Genomic DNA, 15,406 nt, shown 5'->3' on the forward strand with positions numbered 1-15,406 from the left:
CGTGCTCGAAACATGTCGGCACGCTTTTTATTAATATTTAAATTGCTGAATGGTTTGTTGTAAATCTTGCGCCATTTTCGCAAGGTGAGCTGATGAGGCAGATACTTCCTCCATCGCGGCCATTTGCTCTTCGGAGGCAGCAGCAATGCTTTGTACATTTTCATTTGATTCAATGGACAGTTTTGCAATTAAATCAATTTCTTTTACAAGCGATTCAACATCTGTATAAATGACTTGTACCGCTTCTGTAACAGCTGCTGTTTGTTCTGTCGCACTATGAATGGCGTCACTAATGGAAATAAAGTTTGTGCGTGCAGTTGATACTTTTTCTAACCCCACATTAACAGACTGGCTATTCTCCACAATATCTTCTTCAATTAAGCGCGTGCTTTCTGTAATTTGTCCGACTACTTTTTCGATTTGAATGGCTGCTACATGCGATTCATCGGCTAATTTCCGCACTTCCTCGGCTACAACCGCAAATCCTTTTCCGTGTTCGCCACTACGAGCCGCTTCAATCGCTGCGTTTAATGCGAGTAAATTTGTTTGCTCTGCAATCGATTTAATCACTTGAACGGCAGTCGTAATCGCCTCTGCATTTTCATCTAAGTCGGAAATACGTGAATTAAGTAATTGTGTATTTTCCGAAATGGTATCCATTTGTGTTGTGACGGCATCAATAGAATGATAGCTTTCGTTGGATAACGTTTTAGTATTCGAAGTAGATGCATTAACAGAATGAATACTTGTTGTAATATCCCCCATCTTCTTGACGATATGCTCAGATAAATGCTTCAGGTCTTTTGTGTAGTGATCTTGCTGTTCAATTTTTGAAGTGATTTCTTGCATGGCATTCGTCACAAGCTCTGTTGATTGTGTTACTTCATAACTACTGGCTGTTAATTCCTGAGATGTTGCAGCAACTTGCTCAGAAGCATGGGTAATGCCTTTCATTGAAAACGTTAAATCTGCTGCCATTTGATTGAAGGACGATGCTAAGCTTGCAAATTCATCTTTTGTTTTGAATGACAGCTCTGTATTTAAATTCCCCTGTGCAAATTCCCTCATTTTATCAGATAAAGTATTGACATTTTGCGCTACACGGCGACCAAAAATGGAAGAAATGGCAATACCAATAATGAGAGATACTAATGCCAGTACACCAATTTGTAGGATGATAGTATTGCTGTTTGCTGTTGTATCTTCAATTTTCTTTAGTAATTCTTCATTGACAGCAGTGGACATGGATTTTCCAAATACAACTAAATTTTGTGAACCTTGCCCCAATATAGGAACCGATAGCGCATACGCTTTTTCTTTATCTCCCGCTTGGTAGGTAGGAAGGATGTCATTATCAATCGCTGTTTCCCACTCCGTCAATTGAAGAATGAACTGGTCGTAATCTGCATTCCCATAGCCTAATTCATCGATACGATCAGCTGATTTGTGTAATGTTTGACGGATTTCATAATGGTTCGATAGCATTTGCTCGTTGCCGTATAACATATAGCCGCGAATGGCTGCATTGGCACGAACCGCTTGGAATGAAATATCATCGTAAAGCGTGATTAGCTCAGAGTCCTTTTGGATATCTGTTAATGTTGCTTTATTATTATTTAGAAAATATAGGGAAATGGCAGAAATAATCAACATTAATCCAAGTACGACACCAAAGGATAAAAATAATTTTTGTTTCACCGTTGTTTTCATTTCTCATACCTCTATGTGTGTATTTCAAATCTTTTCTAAATTATATAGGAAAATAACCTTTTAATTGTGAAGTAAAAATGACAAAAAAGTGGCATTTAAACGTTTTTTACCATAAATATTCATTGGATAGTGGAGAATAAAATTTATTTACACAATGTTGTTGACAATATACCTACTAGGGTATATAGTAGGTGATGTAAGGAAAAACAATACTAAAAGTCGCAAACATAGCGGCTATTTATTTTCGATAAAATAATACCCTATTAGGTATAAAGGAGAGCGAAATGGAAAAGAAAAGAACGACGATAGTGTTATTTAGTGGGGACTATGATAAGGCGATGGCAGCTTACATTATTGCGAATGGTGCTGCGGCTTATGACCATGAGGTGACGATTTTCCATACATTCTGGGGTATCAATGCACTGCGAAAGCAAGAGCCGGTTCAAGTGAAAAAAGGTTTCCTTGAAAAGATGTTTGGTAAGATGATGCCGCGTGGTGCTGAAAAGCTCGGCCTATCCAAAATGCAAATGATGGGAATGGGGCCAAAAATGATTAAGCATGTCATGGCAAAGCACAATGCGTTAACATTAACGCAATTAATTGAGATGGCCCAAGAACAAGACATTAAACTCGTATCTTGTACGATGACGATGGACTTATTAGGTTTACAGAAAGAAGAGCTATTAGACGGCGTACAGTATGCAGGTGTAGCAGCATATTTAGCAGATGCGGAAGATGGAAATGTAAATCTATTTATTTAAATAAGTATAGCTAAAAATTTTTTGGAAAAAATAATACCCTATATAGTATGGAGGATGAATCAATGATTAAAGCGGATGTACAGTTAGATGCAAAAGGTCTTGCTTGTCCGATGCCAATCGTTCGTACGAAAAAAGCGATGAATGATTTAGTCGAAGGGCAAGTATTAGAAGTACAGGCAACGGATAAAGGTTCAAAAGCGGATATTGCCGCTTGGGCTAACACAGTAGGGCATCAATATATTGGGACGCACGAAGAGGGCGATGTGTTGTATCACTATATTCGTAAGTGCAATCCTGAAAATGCCGCAGAAGCGGAGAAAAAATTTGAACAAACGATTTCAAACGATGAAATTACGTCACGAGAAGGAATCGTGTTAGATGTTCGCGAAGCAGCAGAATATGCTTTTGGTCACGTACCAGGCGCAAAATCGATTCCGATGGGTGAATTAGAAGCACGCATGAAGGAATTAGATATGGATCAAGAAATTTATGTGATTTGCCGCACAGGTACACGCTCGGATATGGCCGCACAAATGCTTGCCAATGCAGGGTTCAAAAAAGTATACAATGTTCTACCAGGCATGAGCGAGTGGAACAGTGAAGTAGAAAAAACTATTTAATCAATTAGGGGGAAACTAATTATGTCAAATAAAGTAGCTATTATTGCCGCAAATGGTGGCATGTTCGACGCTTATAAAGTATTCAATATTGCAACGGCAGCAGCCGCTTCTGAAAAAGAAGTAGCGATCTTCTTTACATTCGAAGGGTTAAACTTAATTCATAAACAAGGCATGCAAGCATTAGAGATGCCAGCAGGAAAAGAACATTTTGCAGAAGGATTTGCCAAAGCGAATGTACCCGCTATTCCACAATTAGTAGAAATGGCACAAGAATTAGGTGTAAAGTTTATCGCTTGTCAAATGACAATGGATGTAATGGGTTTAACAACGGAAGATTTTGTTGATGGGATTGAAGTAGGTGGCGCTGTAACATTCTTAGAATATGCAAAAGACGCAGCACCAACGTTAACGTTTTAATAAATAAATTTTCCTGAATGGATTTAGGCATACTACGAGCAGTGAGGTAGCCCCTCACTGCAAAAAAATCGAAAAAATAATACCTATGGGGGTAATTTAAAATGACAGTAAACAAATGGACAGCAGCAGACGTTGCACGTAAAGTAATCGACAATAAAGAGTTATTTATTTTAGATGTTCGTAATGCAGATGCATTTGAAGATTGGAAAATTGATGGTCATAAATTTGAGTATTTAAACATTCCTTATTTCGAATTATTAGACGGTGTAGAAGAAATCTTACCAAAGATTCCAGCAGATAAAGACGTATTAGTTGTATGTGCAAAAGAAGGTTCGTCTATTATGGTAGCGGAAATGCTATCAGATGCAGGACGTGAAGTAGCGTATTTAGAAGGCGGTATGAAATCTTGGTCCATGTACCTTGAGCCAATCAAAGTAGGTGACTTAGCTGGTGGCGGTGAATTATATCAATTCGTTCGCTTAGGTAAAGGTTGTCTTTCTTACATGGCTATTAACGAAGGCGAAGCGGCAATTATCGATGCTGTACGCTTCACAGAAGTATTCACAAAATTTGCTGAGGAAAAAGGTGTGAAAATTACGCACGTATTTGATACACACTTACATGCGGATCACATTTCAGGTGGTCGTCACATTGCAGCTGAAACAGGCGCAACATACTACTTACCGCCAAAAGATGCAGAAGAAGTTGTGTTCGAATATACAGCATTAACAGATGGTTTAACAGTACAACTTGGGGCATCAAAAATTGAAGTAGGCGCTCTTTACTCACCAGGTCATACAATCGGTTCAACTTCATTCGTAATCGATTCAAAATATTTATTAACAGGTGACATTTTATTCATCGATTCAATTGGTCGTCCAGACTTAGCTGGTTTAGCAGAGGACTGGGTAGGCGATTTACGCGAAACACTGTATAAGCGTTACCGTGAATTAGCAGAAGACTTAATCGTTTTACCAGCACACTTTATGATTATCGAAGAGTTAAACGTGGATGGGACAGTTTCAAAACGTTTAGGTGACTTATTCGCTGAAAACCACGGCTTAAATATTGAGGACGAAGAAGAATTCCGTCGCACAGTAACAGACAATTTACCACCACAACCAAATGCGTACCAACAAATCCGTCAAGTGAACATGGGTAAAATTACACCAGACAACGATGAGCAAACGGAAATGGAGATTGGACCAAATCGTTGCGCTGTACGCTAACGATTTAGTCCAATCTTAGAGGAACATATCCTAACATCGCCGCATCCGTGCGGCAACGGATATGTGACCGACATCGTGTCAGCCTCGAACCGCTGTGCAGTACGCTAATTAAATAGAATGAAATGTTACACCTATGCTTGCCTCATGCTCAAGAGGCAAGCAACTGTCCTGATGGGCAAAATTGAAAATCGCTTACAAAATCAAAGAAAAGAGGAATTTAACATGAATATTACAAAAACATTAGACGCAAAAGGCTTCGCATGTCCAATGCCGATCGTGAAAACAAAAAAGGCGATCGATACAATTAACTCTGGTGAAGTATTAGAAGTATTAGTAACAGACAAAGGTGCATTAAATGACTTCGCGGCATGGGCACAAGCAGGCGGACACACAATTGTAGAACAAAAAGAAGAAGCAGGTGTGTTTTACTTTTACATTCAAAAAGCATAATCAAATCAAATAGCGGGTAACTCGTTTACTCGCTATTTCTATTAGAAAGAAGGAATAGAGATGGATTTCTCCGTTACGTATATCCTCGTCATCTTCGCCTTAGGATTTATTGGTTCGTTTTTATCCGGGATGCTAGGTGTTGGAGGGTCGATTATTAAATATCCAATGTTGCTCTATATTCCACCGATGTTCGGTTTAGCGGCATTTACAGCACATGAAGTATCGGGAATTAGCGCAGTACAAGTATTATTCGCCTCTATTGCAGGTGTGTGGGCTTACCGTAAAGGTGGTTATTTAAATAAGCAATTAATTATTTACATGGGTGGAGCCATTTTAATTGGTAGCTTCATCGGTAGTTATGGTTCTGGATTTTTATCGGAAGAGGCCGTAAATATCGTTTATGGTACGCTGGCATTAATCGCAGCCGTGATGATGTTTATACCGAAAAAACAAGTGGATGATAAGCCATTAAATGAAGTCACATTTAATAAGCCGTTAGCAGCAGGTTTAGCATTAATTGTCGGAGTGGGTTCTGGGATTGTTGGGGCAGCAGGTGGATTTTTATTAGTACCGATTATGTTGACGGTTTTACACATTCCAACACGTATGACGATTGCTACAAGTTTAGCTGTAACATTCATTTCATCCATCGGTGGTAGCGTAGGGAAATTAATGACGGGGCAAGTGGATTACTGGCCTGCCTTCATCATGATTATCGCCAGTATTTTAGCCGCTCCACTGGGTGCAAAAGCAGGGAAAACAATGAATACAAAAGTGCTACAAATTATTTTAGCACTCATGATTGCCGCAACTGCTATTAAAATTTGGGCGGATATTTTGTTTTAGAAGTAAAATAGTTTTGTATAGAATACTAAGGGGGATTCATAGGCGGATAGCTAGTGAATTCCCCTTTTTTATAGAGATATATAAATCATCTTAAAACTGTCAACATTGAACGATCAAAAAGCTATGGTATCTGAGCAGAAGCCCACGGTGAACGGTCAAAAAGCTGCGGTATTCGGTCAAAACAACCCAGCGCGAGCAAAACACTACGGTATCCCAATCAAAATTCTACAGTAAACGGTCAAAAAACATTTATCCGAAATGCAAGTAAATGAGACAATAAGTACGCAATATGTAGGCTCATTGTTACAGTCAATCGTTATGCTGGAACATTAAAATGCACATACATAGCTTTTAGTGTATTGTAAACTAATCAAAAAGGAGGGGAGAAGGGATGTCATATATTACTATAGGGAATGCAACCGTGCCGGCACTATGGATTAGCGTAGTAGCTGCTTTGCTTGTATTATCCCTTTTATATAGAAAAGACGAGCAAATAAAAGCGTTGAATGATGTCGTCTTTACATACGTGCTTGTATGGAAGTTAAGCTATATTCCACTATCTTTTTCAGCCTTTATCGCTGCTCCATTATCGGTACTGTACTTTCATGGTGGGTACGTAGGGCATATACTCGGTGTGATTATCGGGGCAGTCCAATTATACCGAAAACGTATTATAGATGAGGACTTTTTAAAAATATGGGGGAAGCTGTTTGCCTTCATATTTTTCATTCATGCTTTATTCGTAAAGGATATGCTCATCGTGCTACTTGGGCTAGTGTTGTTAATATTTTGGTGGAGGAGACCAACGATGTTAGCGATGGTGCTAACAGCCTTTTTCTTACAGCTTGCGACGGAATGGAATAGTGTAACGGTCATCACGTATGTACTAGGGGTTATCGTGATATATGGATTGCTAAAGTATAAGCAACAGCTGAGCTCTTTCATTGTACAGGTCCTTGTACTATCGATGGTAGCAATTGTAATACAGCAAACGTTGCCAGAGCAAACGAAGGAAGTGGGAGAACAGCGAGATTTTACACTACAGTCACTTAGCGGGGAGACGGTATCTTTATCTGATTATGAGGGGAAAATTGTAGTACTCAATTTCTTTGCTACATGGTGTCCGCCGTGTAAAGCAGAGATGCCCCATTTGCAGTCATTTCATGAGAATAGTACAGGGGATGTTGTATTATTAGGTGTGAATTTAACAAAGCGTGATGACGGGATAGAAGTACTGGAACAGTTTGTCCATGATTATAGTGTAACGTATCCGATTTTATTAGATGAACAAGATGAAGTAGGGGCGCTATATGACATTCTATCGATTCCGACTACGTATATTCTGAATCAAGAGGGGCGCGTCGTAGAACGAATTGTCGGACCAGTTGATAATGGGGCATTAGAAAAAATTACCGATACATTAAAATAAAGATAGTTGATTTAATACCTGCAGGGGTATATAATAGAACTATAAAAAGGAGGCGCATTCAATGAAGTACGATGCAAAAACGATGAATCGGATCAAAAGAATTGAAGGGCAGCTTCGCGGAATTTTACGCATGATGGAAGAAGAGAAGGACTGTAAAGACGTCATTACACAGTTAAGTGCTGTTCGTTCAGGCGTAGACCGTACAATCGGTGTGATCGTAAGTAATAATCTGATGACATGTATTCAAAATGCAGATACAGAAGATGAAATGAGCGATACAATTCAAGAAGCGATTAATTTAGTTGTAAAAAGCCGTTAATAGGTGTTTTTTAGATACAATAATGTACCCATAATGGTATAAGGAGGAGCAACATGGAAACCGGAATTATCATAGCAGTTGTGGTGCTATTTCTTGTATGGCGCATGAAGCCAACCAAAGGTGTAAAATCGATATCAGCACACCAGCTAAAGCAAGAATTAAGCGATTCGAATAAGATGTTTATTGATGTTCGTACACCAGGGGAGTTTAAAGCCCGTAATATTAAGCAATTTAAAAATATGCCACTTGGCTCAGATTTATCTAAATTGCCAAAAGACAAAGAGATCGTCGTCATTTGTCAAAGTGGTATGCGTTCGGCACAAGCATGTAAACAATTAAAAAAATTAGGCTATGAAAAAGTAACAAATGTCCGTGGTGGTATGGGGGCATATTAAGTTTGAGTTTTCGAGAATATGAAAAACCGCGCTTCTTGAGCAGGAAGCGCGGTTTTTTCACGTTTCTTATAGAGGTGTTCTTACAATGTCCAAATTTTGGGTGAGTGAATTTCGGATACACGTTCAAAAGTAGCTTTTCTACTTTTGCGGAATGTGAACGTCATGCGAAATGTTTTTTCATCTCTGCGAGGATTCAGGCAGAAATGAATTTGGAACTGACTTCATCATACATCAAAAAAATATCAAAATGTGTGTTTTAACAGACCTTTAATATAACTGTAACGCTTTAGAAAACTGGTTAAATCTACATGAAATGCTTTTATACCAACAACTGAGGTGGAATTTTCATGAGAATTTTATGACATTCATTTTACAGATGTAACAGTATTATTCATTGTTACGTAATAATCATTTACTTTAAATCTTGTTTAACTTCTATATAAATTATTATATTTGTAGTATCCATAGCGTAACCAACTACTATCATCCGGTCAAAAATTCTTGGTCCGAGCAAAACATCGTGGTATCCGGTCAAAAAACCTTCATTTTCTAGCCAAAATGTAAGCACATAAGGTAGTAGCTCGCAAAATATAAATTAATTTTAAAATTCAATCGTTATGATGGAACGGTAGAAATCACATATTTGCTGTACGGAACGGTGAGCTGTATAATGTTCATATTATAGTAATAACGTCCCTTTTCAGTAGGGCATGAAATGGGTTTTATATGAAACGAAGTTCTTAAGACTTATAAAACATTTCTATAAGTCATATTTTTATTTTTTGAATCATAAAAGTATTTGTATGAAATCTAATCCATTAATAGGAGATATTTATGAAAAATACAAAACATACTGAATTAGTAACAGAACAACATCTTATGAGAGCCTTCGAAAAAAACCTAGCCATTATCCACTTCAATACAAACAAAGAAGTAGAATATGTAAATGATCAATTTGCGAAAACCGTGGGCTACAACGCTTCAGAAATGATTGGCATGAATCACCGTATGTTTTGTTTCCCTGCGTTTGCAGATAGTCCAGCGTATGCGCGTTTTTGGAGTGAACTGTTAAGAGGGAAAAGTTTTCAAGACAAAATTGAACGTCGCCATGCATCAGGTAAGACGATTTGGTTAGAGGCTACATACATGCCTATATTTTCATCGGACGGGCGTAATCAAGTCATCGGTGTGAGTAAAATTGCAACGGACATTACAGAACGGAATAATACAGTATTACAATTAGCTAGCAACTTAAAGGACACGGCAGAAGTGTTAAATGAAAAGTCTCAAATCGGTCATCACGATAGTATGACGCTTTTACGTAATATTCAGCAGATTGAAGAAGTAGCAGACCAAAATCAACAAAATTTAAAAGTATTACAACAAGAAGCAGAATCAATTACTGCCGTTGTGAAAACGATTCGTGAAATTGCAGCACAAACCAACTTGTTAGCATTAAACGCAGCGATTGAAGCCGCGCGGGCAGGGGAGCATGGTCGAGGATTTAACGTCGTAGCACAAGAGGTACGTAATTTATCCGATAAAGTGTCAAAATCCATTGGAGAAGTAAAGAATAATGTAGAAGGTATTATTGAAAAAATTAATACTGTCGCTACTAGTATTGAATCGATTACATCCAATGTACATGCGAGTGCGCAACAAATTGAACAAACAACAGCAGGGTTTATCGAGATTGCTAAAACGGCCGAGTCGCTCGATCAAAGTACGAGTAGTTTTTTAACGAAAATTTAAGCTATATAAATCATCTTAAAACTGTCGACATTGGACGATCAAAAAGCTATGGTATCCGATTAAAAGCACACAACATGTAGGTTGATTGTTAAAGTCAATCCCCATGCTGGAACATTAAAATCCATATATAAATAAATATAAACAGTGTCATAAAAAAGTAGGTAGAGACCGTGCTCTACCTACTTTGTTCATTTAAAGCTTAAGATAATACCATTTTTGTGTCTTCTTTTAAAATATCGCATGGACGCCCCATTTGCTCGATTTTGCCTTGATGTAGCTTCACGATACGATCCGCGATAGCATGGGCATCATCCTCATCATGCGTCACAAAAATTGATGTAATCTTTGCTCGCTTTAAAATGTCACGTAATTCTTTTCTGATTTTTACTTGTAGCTCGGTATCTAAATTACTAAACGGCTCATCTAATAATAGCAAACGCGGATTAGGTGCGAGCGCTCGTGCAATTGCAATACGTTGCTGCTGCCCACCACTTAACTGATAAGGATATCTGTTTTCATATTCTTCCATTTCAACTAGCTCTAGCACTTCTTTTAACCGTTTGCGACGTTCGCCTTTTGGTAAGTGGTTAATGCCGAATAAAATATTTTTCCCAACCGTCATATGTGGAAACAGGGCATAATCTTGAAACACCATGCCAATGCCACGCTTTTCAGGCTGTATAAAGGTTTTACTGTCAAAGATGACTTCATCTTGCACATGAAAAGAGCCCTTACTTGCATATTCAAGCCCGGCTAATATGCGCAAAATCGTACTTTTCCCGCTACCACTTCTCCCCAAAATGGAAATGACCTCACCTTTTTCAATGTCAATTGTAAATGACTGGATTGTTTCTGTCTTGGCAGAAGGATACGAGAAGCACAAATTATTAATCGATAAGTACATGTTAGCTCTGCTCCTTTTCAAGTAACTTGTTAAAAATAAAAATGGCAAGGGCACTAATCGCGATAATGAATAGGGATGCTTGGGATGCTTCCATAATTTTTTCATCACTTGCATATTGGAACGCTTTCGTTGCAAGTGTATCGAAATTGAAGGGACGTAAAATAAGTGTTAATGGAATTTCCTTCATAATATCGATAAATACTAAAATAAAGCCACTCACAATCGCGCCTTTCATCATCGGTACATCCACTTTAAAAAAGGTTTTCGTGACACTAGCACCTAAAAGTCTTGAAGCATCTCGGAAATTGGTACCGATTTTCTCATAACCAGCCTCAATCGAGTTGAAGCCAATAGCGAAGAAGCGGACTAAATAAGCCGTAATGAGCATGACAAGACTGACGCTGAGCACAAGTGTGGAATCAAGTCCTAGTTTTACGTAAAGCGGTGCGAGCCATTGATCGAGCTGAATAAAGGCTGTAACAACAGCAACTGCGATGACTGCCCCTGGAATCGAGTAGCCTAACACAGAAAGTCGAGTTAATAGTTTGGCGATCGTCCCTTGGAATAGTCGATTAAAGTTACCGACAATCAACGCGAACGCAATAATCAGCGTAGCACTAATGGCTGCCACAATACTTGAGTTTTTCAGGTAAATCGCGAAGTCTTCAAATGGGATTTTGCCAAATGTTAAGACAAACCAGTCCATCAGTTGAAGGACAGGAATGAAAAAGCTTAAACTAAAAATAAGCATACAATAAAATGTAGCAAGTCCGGCCTTTATACCACGTAATTGTACGAGTTTTAACGGTCTAATTTTCGTGCTTGCATAGCTAAACTGCTTTCGCCCACGTAGCACCTTCTCTAGTATTAAAATGAGGATGACAAACCCCATGAGAGAGGCAGCAAGTTTTAGCGATGTATCGATATCTCCTAGAGAAAACCATGTTTGAAAAATAGCTGTACTAAATGTTTGGAGACCATAATATTTTACAACGCCGTAATCATTTAATACTTCTAAAATAACTAAGCTAGCCCCACCAATAATCGCTGCCCGTGAGATTGGGAGTACAACCTTAAAGAAAATGCCAAAGGGTCCTTTTCCAAGCATACGTGCGCTTTCAATCAGTGTCGCTGATTGTTGTGCTAAAAACACACGGACAATCGTATAAACGTATGGAAACAAAAACATGGTGTATATAAAAATCGCACCTGGCATGTTCATAATATCGAAGTAAGCGGCATTCACTTCGATGTTTAGCTCATTGCGTAACGTCGTTTGCACAACGCCTGTATAATTCAGTATGCCATGATACGTATAGGCTCCGATAAAAGGCGGAATGGACAATGGTAAAATCAGTGCCCACTTAAAAAATCCGCGCAAAGGAAATTGATACTGAGCGATGAGCCAAGCAAGACTTGTTCCTAATATAATGGTGAAAATACCTGTGAAAAATACGAGAAGAACGGATGTACGTATGAAATCGGCTAAAATAAATTCTTTAATATGTACCCAGTTTTCGTTTGCAGGCATAAATAGACCTTCAATAATTGTCATATTAGGACCTACAAGAAATAAAATGATACAGATTGACAAAATCGACCAGCCGTTCAATTTACTGATGAACCTTTGCATATGAATTGCACCTCTACATATATAGCAAGAAGCCCTTGTTGCTAGACGCAACAAGGGTTATATCATTGTATTATTTCCAGCCTACTTCGTTAAAAATCATAACGGCTTTTGCATTATGATCGCCTAAAGTAGAAAGTGGAATATCTTGCTCTTTAAATTCGCCCCAAGAAGTCAGCAACTCTGAAGAAGATGCTTCTGGGTTTACTGGATACTCATAGTTTGCTTCTGCAAAAACAGCTTGTGCTGCAGGAGCTGTTAAGTACTCTAATAATTTTACTGCATTGTCTTTGTTTTTGGAAGCTTTAATTACACCTGCACCGCTAATATTTACATGTGTGCCTGTTGTGTCTTGGTTCGGGAAGAAGACACCTAAGCGCTCCGCTACTTTTACTTCTTCTGGTTCAGCCGAGTTTAACATTTGACCGTAGTAATATGTGTTCATAATCGCCACATCGCCGATACCAGCAGCAATTGCTTTTGCTTGGTCTCTGTCGCCACCTTCAGGATTACGAGCGAAGTTTGCTACGAGCCCGTTTGCCCACTCTTTTGCTTTTTCTTCACCATCAATTTCGATAAATGAAGCAAGTAAAGATTGGTTGTACACATTTTCAGAGCTGCGAATTAGTACGCGACCTTTCCATGTGTCTTCTGTTAACGCTTCGTACGTTGAAAGCTCTTCAGGTTTTACTGTTTCTTTATTATACACGATAACGCGCGCACGCTTTGTTAAACCGTACCACATTTGATCTGCGTCTTGGAATTTCTCAGGTACTTGTTGCGTTAATGTGTCGCTTGAAACAGCCTGTAAAAGCCCGTCTTCTTTCGCACGGAATAAGCGTGCTACGTCAGCTGTTAAAAATACATCTGCTTTTGTTGCGTCACCTTCACGTTTAATGCGCTCTAAAAGCTCATCTGGCTCGCCTTTAATCACATTGACCTTAATGCCCGTTTCTTGTTCGAACGCTTTGTATAGCTCATCGTCTACATCGTAGTGACGGCTTGTATATAAGTTCACTTCTTTAGATTCTGTTGTTGCTTCTTGTTTTGTGTTGTCCGTGTTTTGTTCGGACTCTTTTTGTGTGCCAGAGTTACTGTCACTACATGCTACTAATAAAAGCAACATACTGAATACTAAAAGTGTAAATAGCTTTTTCATCATTCATTTCTCCTATCCCTTTATTGAAAATGATTATCATCTTTGATTATAAATATCAAAATGAAATAGTCAATAGTTTTACACAAAAATTTATGGTAAATAGGTGAGAAAAGTCTTGTTTTAAAGGATGAAAAGGGGAATAGACGTGAGATAAACCGATAAAGTGTATAACAATTATAGAATTCACTTAGTATTCCACGCATCTATGGTAAAATGAATACATATTATCTAAATCCATAAAAAGGTTTTATAAGTAAATTTTATGAAAATGGTGTATTGATGATAAAGGGAAGTGAAGGTGAGTAAGGTGTATCATGGGCAAAATACAGTAATTTTAGAGGCAGAACAGCCAGCAGAAGTGGAACAACGAGTAAAAGCAGTTGAAACATTGTTCGTCAATGAATTTACTGATGGACTAATTGGGCCGGAAAGTGAATTTTTAGGTCCGTTACGAGATGGTGGCACGATTATTGCGAATACAGCACCAGGCTGTTGGGGGCCGATGTTAACCCCAGCCATTAAAGGCGCACATGAGGTCACAAAGCCAGTATACATAGAGGGAGCCGATATCGGTGATTCCGTTGTCATTGAAATCCAATCCATTCAAATCACATCCAGTGCGACAGCTTCCGGTGTAGAAGAACGTCTAGTGGATCGTTATATTAGTGAGCCATTTTTAAAAGTGAAATGTCCAGGTTGTGGGAAGCTTCATCCACAAACGACGGTCAATGGCATCGGTTCAGACGCGATTCGTTGTGCAACGTGCTATACAGATACAGCCCCAGTAAAATTTGCGAATGGTTATACGATGGCCTTTCATCCGAAAGGGGACATAGGCGTTACAGTTGGAAAAGAAGCAGCCCGTAAAATCGCAAGTCAGTCTGAACACTATTTACGTCTACCGGAACATGCTGTACAACACCCAGTTGTGAGTTTGGCACCAAGTGATTTAATCGGTGTGGCAACACGTATGCGCCCGTTTATTGGTGAAATCGGTACAGTCCCATCCAAATCGATGCCAGCGTCTAATAATGCGGGTGATAGTGGGCTACCGCTTGTGAATGCACAACATGAATGGCAATTAACAAAAGATGAATTAGTCACACATTGTACGGATGGTCATTTACAGTTACCACAAGTACGCGCGGGAGCGGTATTAATTTGTCCCGTTCGTATCAAAGGGGCTGGAGTGTACCTTGGTGATATTCATGCGATGCAGGGAGCAGGGCATGTAGCAGGGCATACGACGAGCGTATCAGGTATTGTTCAGGTGAAAGTGAGTGTATTAAAAAAGGTGGCGGTAGAGGGACCGGTAGTATTACCGAATACCGATGATTTACCATTTTTAGCGAAGCCACTGTCAAAGGATGAACGGAAACTAGCACGTGATGTAGCACAAGAGCATGGGATTAAACAAATGGAAGAGGCATTTCCAATTGCCGTTGTTGGTACAGGGGATTCGATTAATAGCGCAACAGAAAGTGCATTAAACCGAATGGCGAAACTTGTGAATGTACCGATTGCAGAGGTAAAGAACCGGGCAACGATTACAGGTGGGGTAGAAATTGGACGTTTCCCAGGACTTGTGATCGTTACTGCACAATTCCCGAAAACGATGTTAAAAAATGCGCGTCTATTTAAGTATGTCAAACAACAATATGAAGATTAACGTATTATAACAATGCATAAAAAAACATGAGTCACACGGAAATTTTCCGCTGACTCATGTTTTTAATTTGTTAAGCGAAATTATAAAATTTCGCATTGTGAATAACGGTTGTGGAA

General features: G+C 38.9%; 15 protein-coding genes. 11 read left to right on the top strand and 4 right to left on the bottom strand.

The features are described 5' to 3' along the window. Nucleotides 1-30: 30 nt before the first annotated feature. Complete coding sequence (locus AAGS61_RS13680) at nt 31-1,710, bottom strand: methyl-accepting chemotaxis protein (protein WP_391372854.1); 1,680 nt, start codon at nt 1,708-1,710, stop codon at nt 31-33. A 284-nt stretch (nt 1,711-1,994) separates the two neighbouring features. Here AAGS61_RS13680 and AAGS61_RS13685 point away from each other — a divergent pair, with 284 nt between their 5' ends. The 10 genes from AAGS61_RS13685 (at nt 1,995) to AAGS61_RS13730 (ending at nt 9,928) form a co-directional block, all read left to right on the top strand. Next, nucleotides 1,995-2,471 carry a DsrE/DsrF/DrsH-like family protein gene (locus AAGS61_RS13685; RefSeq protein ID WP_391372857.1) on the top strand — a complete coding sequence of 159 codons (477 nt, stop codon included), beginning with the start codon at nt 1,995-1,997 and terminating at the stop codon, nt 2,469-2,471. Between the two features lie 62 nt (nt 2,472-2,533). Next, complete coding sequence (locus AAGS61_RS13690; protein WP_391372859.1) at nt 2,534-3,091, top strand: sulfurtransferase TusA family protein; 558 nt, start codon at nt 2,534-2,536, stop codon at nt 3,089-3,091. Nucleotides 3,092-3,112: 21 nt separating this feature from the next. Then, nucleotides 3,113-3,508 carry a DsrE/DsrF/DrsH-like family protein gene (locus AAGS61_RS13695; protein ID WP_391372862.1) on the top strand — a complete coding sequence of 132 codons (396 nt, stop codon included), beginning with the start codon at nt 3,113-3,115 and terminating at the stop codon, nt 3,506-3,508. A 101-nt stretch (nt 3,509-3,609) separates the two neighbouring features. After that, nucleotides 3,610-4,737, top strand: coding sequence for an MBL fold metallo-hydrolase (locus AAGS61_RS13700; protein WP_391372865.1), 1,128 nt, complete (start codon nt 3,610-3,612; stop codon nt 4,735-4,737). Nucleotides 4,738-4,959: 222 nt separating this feature from the next. Further along, nucleotides 4,960-5,187 (top strand): sulfurtransferase TusA family protein, encoded by a 228-nt coding sequence (locus AAGS61_RS13705; RefSeq protein ID WP_391372867.1) that lies wholly within the window; start codon nt 4,960-4,962, stop codon nt 5,185-5,187. Between the two features lie 60 nt (nt 5,188-5,247). Next, nucleotides 5,248-6,033, top strand: coding sequence for a sulfite exporter TauE/SafE family protein (locus tag AAGS61_RS13710; protein ID WP_391372870.1), 786 nt, complete (start codon nt 5,248-5,250; stop codon nt 6,031-6,033). A 391-nt stretch (nt 6,034-6,424) separates the two neighbouring features. Next, complete coding sequence (locus AAGS61_RS13715) at nt 6,425-7,462, top strand: TlpA family protein disulfide reductase (protein ID WP_391372872.1); 1,038 nt, start codon at nt 6,425-6,427, stop codon at nt 7,460-7,462. A 61-nt stretch (nt 7,463-7,523) separates the two neighbouring features. Then, nucleotides 7,524-7,781: a metal-sensitive transcriptional regulator gene (locus AAGS61_RS13720; protein ID WP_391372875.1), complete on the top strand. Its 258-nt coding sequence runs from the start codon at nt 7,524-7,526 to the stop codon at nt 7,779-7,781. 53 nt (nt 7,782-7,834) lie between these two features. Continuing rightward, a complete protein-coding gene (locus tag AAGS61_RS13725) occupies nt 7,835-8,176 on the top strand; it encodes a rhodanese-like domain-containing protein (RefSeq protein ID WP_391372878.1) in 342 nt (113 codons plus the stop codon). Nucleotides 8,177-9,010: 834 nt separating this feature from the next. Further along, a complete protein-coding gene (locus AAGS61_RS13730; RefSeq protein ID WP_391372880.1) occupies nt 9,011-9,928 on the top strand; it encodes a methyl-accepting chemotaxis protein in 918 nt (305 codons plus the stop codon). A 199-nt stretch (nt 9,929-10,127) separates the two neighbouring features. Here AAGS61_RS13730 and AAGS61_RS13735 read toward each other — a convergent pair whose 3' ends face one another. From AAGS61_RS13735 to AAGS61_RS13745, 3 genes are all read right to left on the bottom strand, one after another. After that, nucleotides 10,128-10,832, bottom strand: a complete 705-nt coding sequence (locus AAGS61_RS13735) for an ABC transporter ATP-binding protein (RefSeq protein ID WP_391372882.1) — start codon at nt 10,830-10,832, stop codon at nt 10,128-10,130. Between the two features lies 1 nt (nt 10,833). Then, nucleotides 10,834-12,465, bottom strand: coding sequence for an ABC transporter permease (locus tag AAGS61_RS13740; RefSeq protein WP_391372883.1), 1,632 nt, complete (start codon nt 12,463-12,465; stop codon nt 10,834-10,836). Nucleotides 12,466-12,535: 70 nt separating this feature from the next. After that, nucleotides 12,536-13,621, bottom strand: coding sequence for a Fe(3+) ABC transporter substrate-binding protein (locus AAGS61_RS13745; protein WP_391372886.1), 1,086 nt, complete (start codon nt 13,619-13,621; stop codon nt 12,536-12,538). 331 nt (nt 13,622-13,952) lie between these two features. On the opposite strand from AAGS61_RS13745, the gene AAGS61_RS13750 reads away from it, so the two are divergent. After that, entirely contained in the window at nt 13,953-15,290 is a 1,338-nt protein-coding gene (locus AAGS61_RS13750; RefSeq protein ID WP_391373100.1) for an acetamidase/formamidase family protein, read from the top strand. The last annotated feature ends 116 nt before the right edge of the window (nt 15,291-15,406 follow it).

The sequence above is a fragment of the Lysinibacillus sp. KU-BSD001 genome, assembly GCF_042920265.1.
Lineage (GTDB): Bacteria > Bacillota > Bacilli > Bacillales_A > Planococcaceae > Lysinibacillus_B.

Excerpts from the sequence above, each read along its gene's own strand:
- AAGS61_RS13745 (WP_391372886.1), bottom strand. The coding sequence starts at position 13,621 with ATGAAAAAGCTATTTACACTTTTAGTATTCAGTATGTTGCTTTTATTA.
- AAGS61_RS13710 (WP_391372870.1), top strand. The coding sequence starts at position 5,248 with ATGGATTTCTCCGTTACGTATATCCTCGTCATCTTCGCCTTAGGATTT.
- AAGS61_RS13735 (WP_391372882.1), bottom strand. The coding sequence starts at position 10,832 with ATGTACTTATCGATTAATAATTTGTGCTTCTCGTATCCTTCTGCCAAG.
- AAGS61_RS13700 (WP_391372865.1), top strand. The coding sequence starts at position 3,610 with ATGACAGTAAACAAATGGACAGCAGCAGACGTTGCACGTAAAGTAATC.
- AAGS61_RS13705 (WP_391372867.1), top strand. The coding sequence starts at position 4,960 with ATGAATATTACAAAAACATTAGACGCAAAAGGCTTCGCATGTCCAATG.
- AAGS61_RS13725 (WP_391372878.1), top strand. The coding sequence starts at position 7,835 with ATGGAAACCGGAATTATCATAGCAGTTGTGGTGCTATTTCTTGTATGG.
- AAGS61_RS13695 (WP_391372862.1), top strand. The coding sequence starts at position 3,113 with ATGTCAAATAAAGTAGCTATTATTGCCGCAAATGGTGGCATGTTCGAC.
- AAGS61_RS13730 (WP_391372880.1), top strand. The coding sequence starts at position 9,011 with ATGAAAAATACAAAACATACTGAATTAGTAACAGAACAACATCTTATG.
- AAGS61_RS13690 (WP_391372859.1), top strand. The coding sequence starts at position 2,534 with ATGATTAAAGCGGATGTACAGTTAGATGCAAAAGGTCTTGCTTGTCCG.
- AAGS61_RS13715 (WP_391372872.1), top strand. The coding sequence starts at position 6,425 with ATGTCATATATTACTATAGGGAATGCAACCGTGCCGGCACTATGGATT.
- AAGS61_RS13680 (WP_391372854.1), bottom strand. The coding sequence starts at position 1,710 with ATGAAAACAACGGTGAAACAAAAATTATTTTTATCCTTTGGTGTCGTA.
- AAGS61_RS13685 (WP_391372857.1), top strand. The coding sequence starts at position 1,995 with ATGGAAAAGAAAAGAACGACGATAGTGTTATTTAGTGGGGACTATGAT.
- AAGS61_RS13720 (WP_391372875.1), top strand. The coding sequence starts at position 7,524 with ATGAAGTACGATGCAAAAACGATGAATCGGATCAAAAGAATTGAAGGG.
- AAGS61_RS13740 (WP_391372883.1), bottom strand. The coding sequence starts at position 12,465 with ATGCAAAGGTTCATCAGTAAATTGAACGGCTGGTCGATTTTGTCAATC.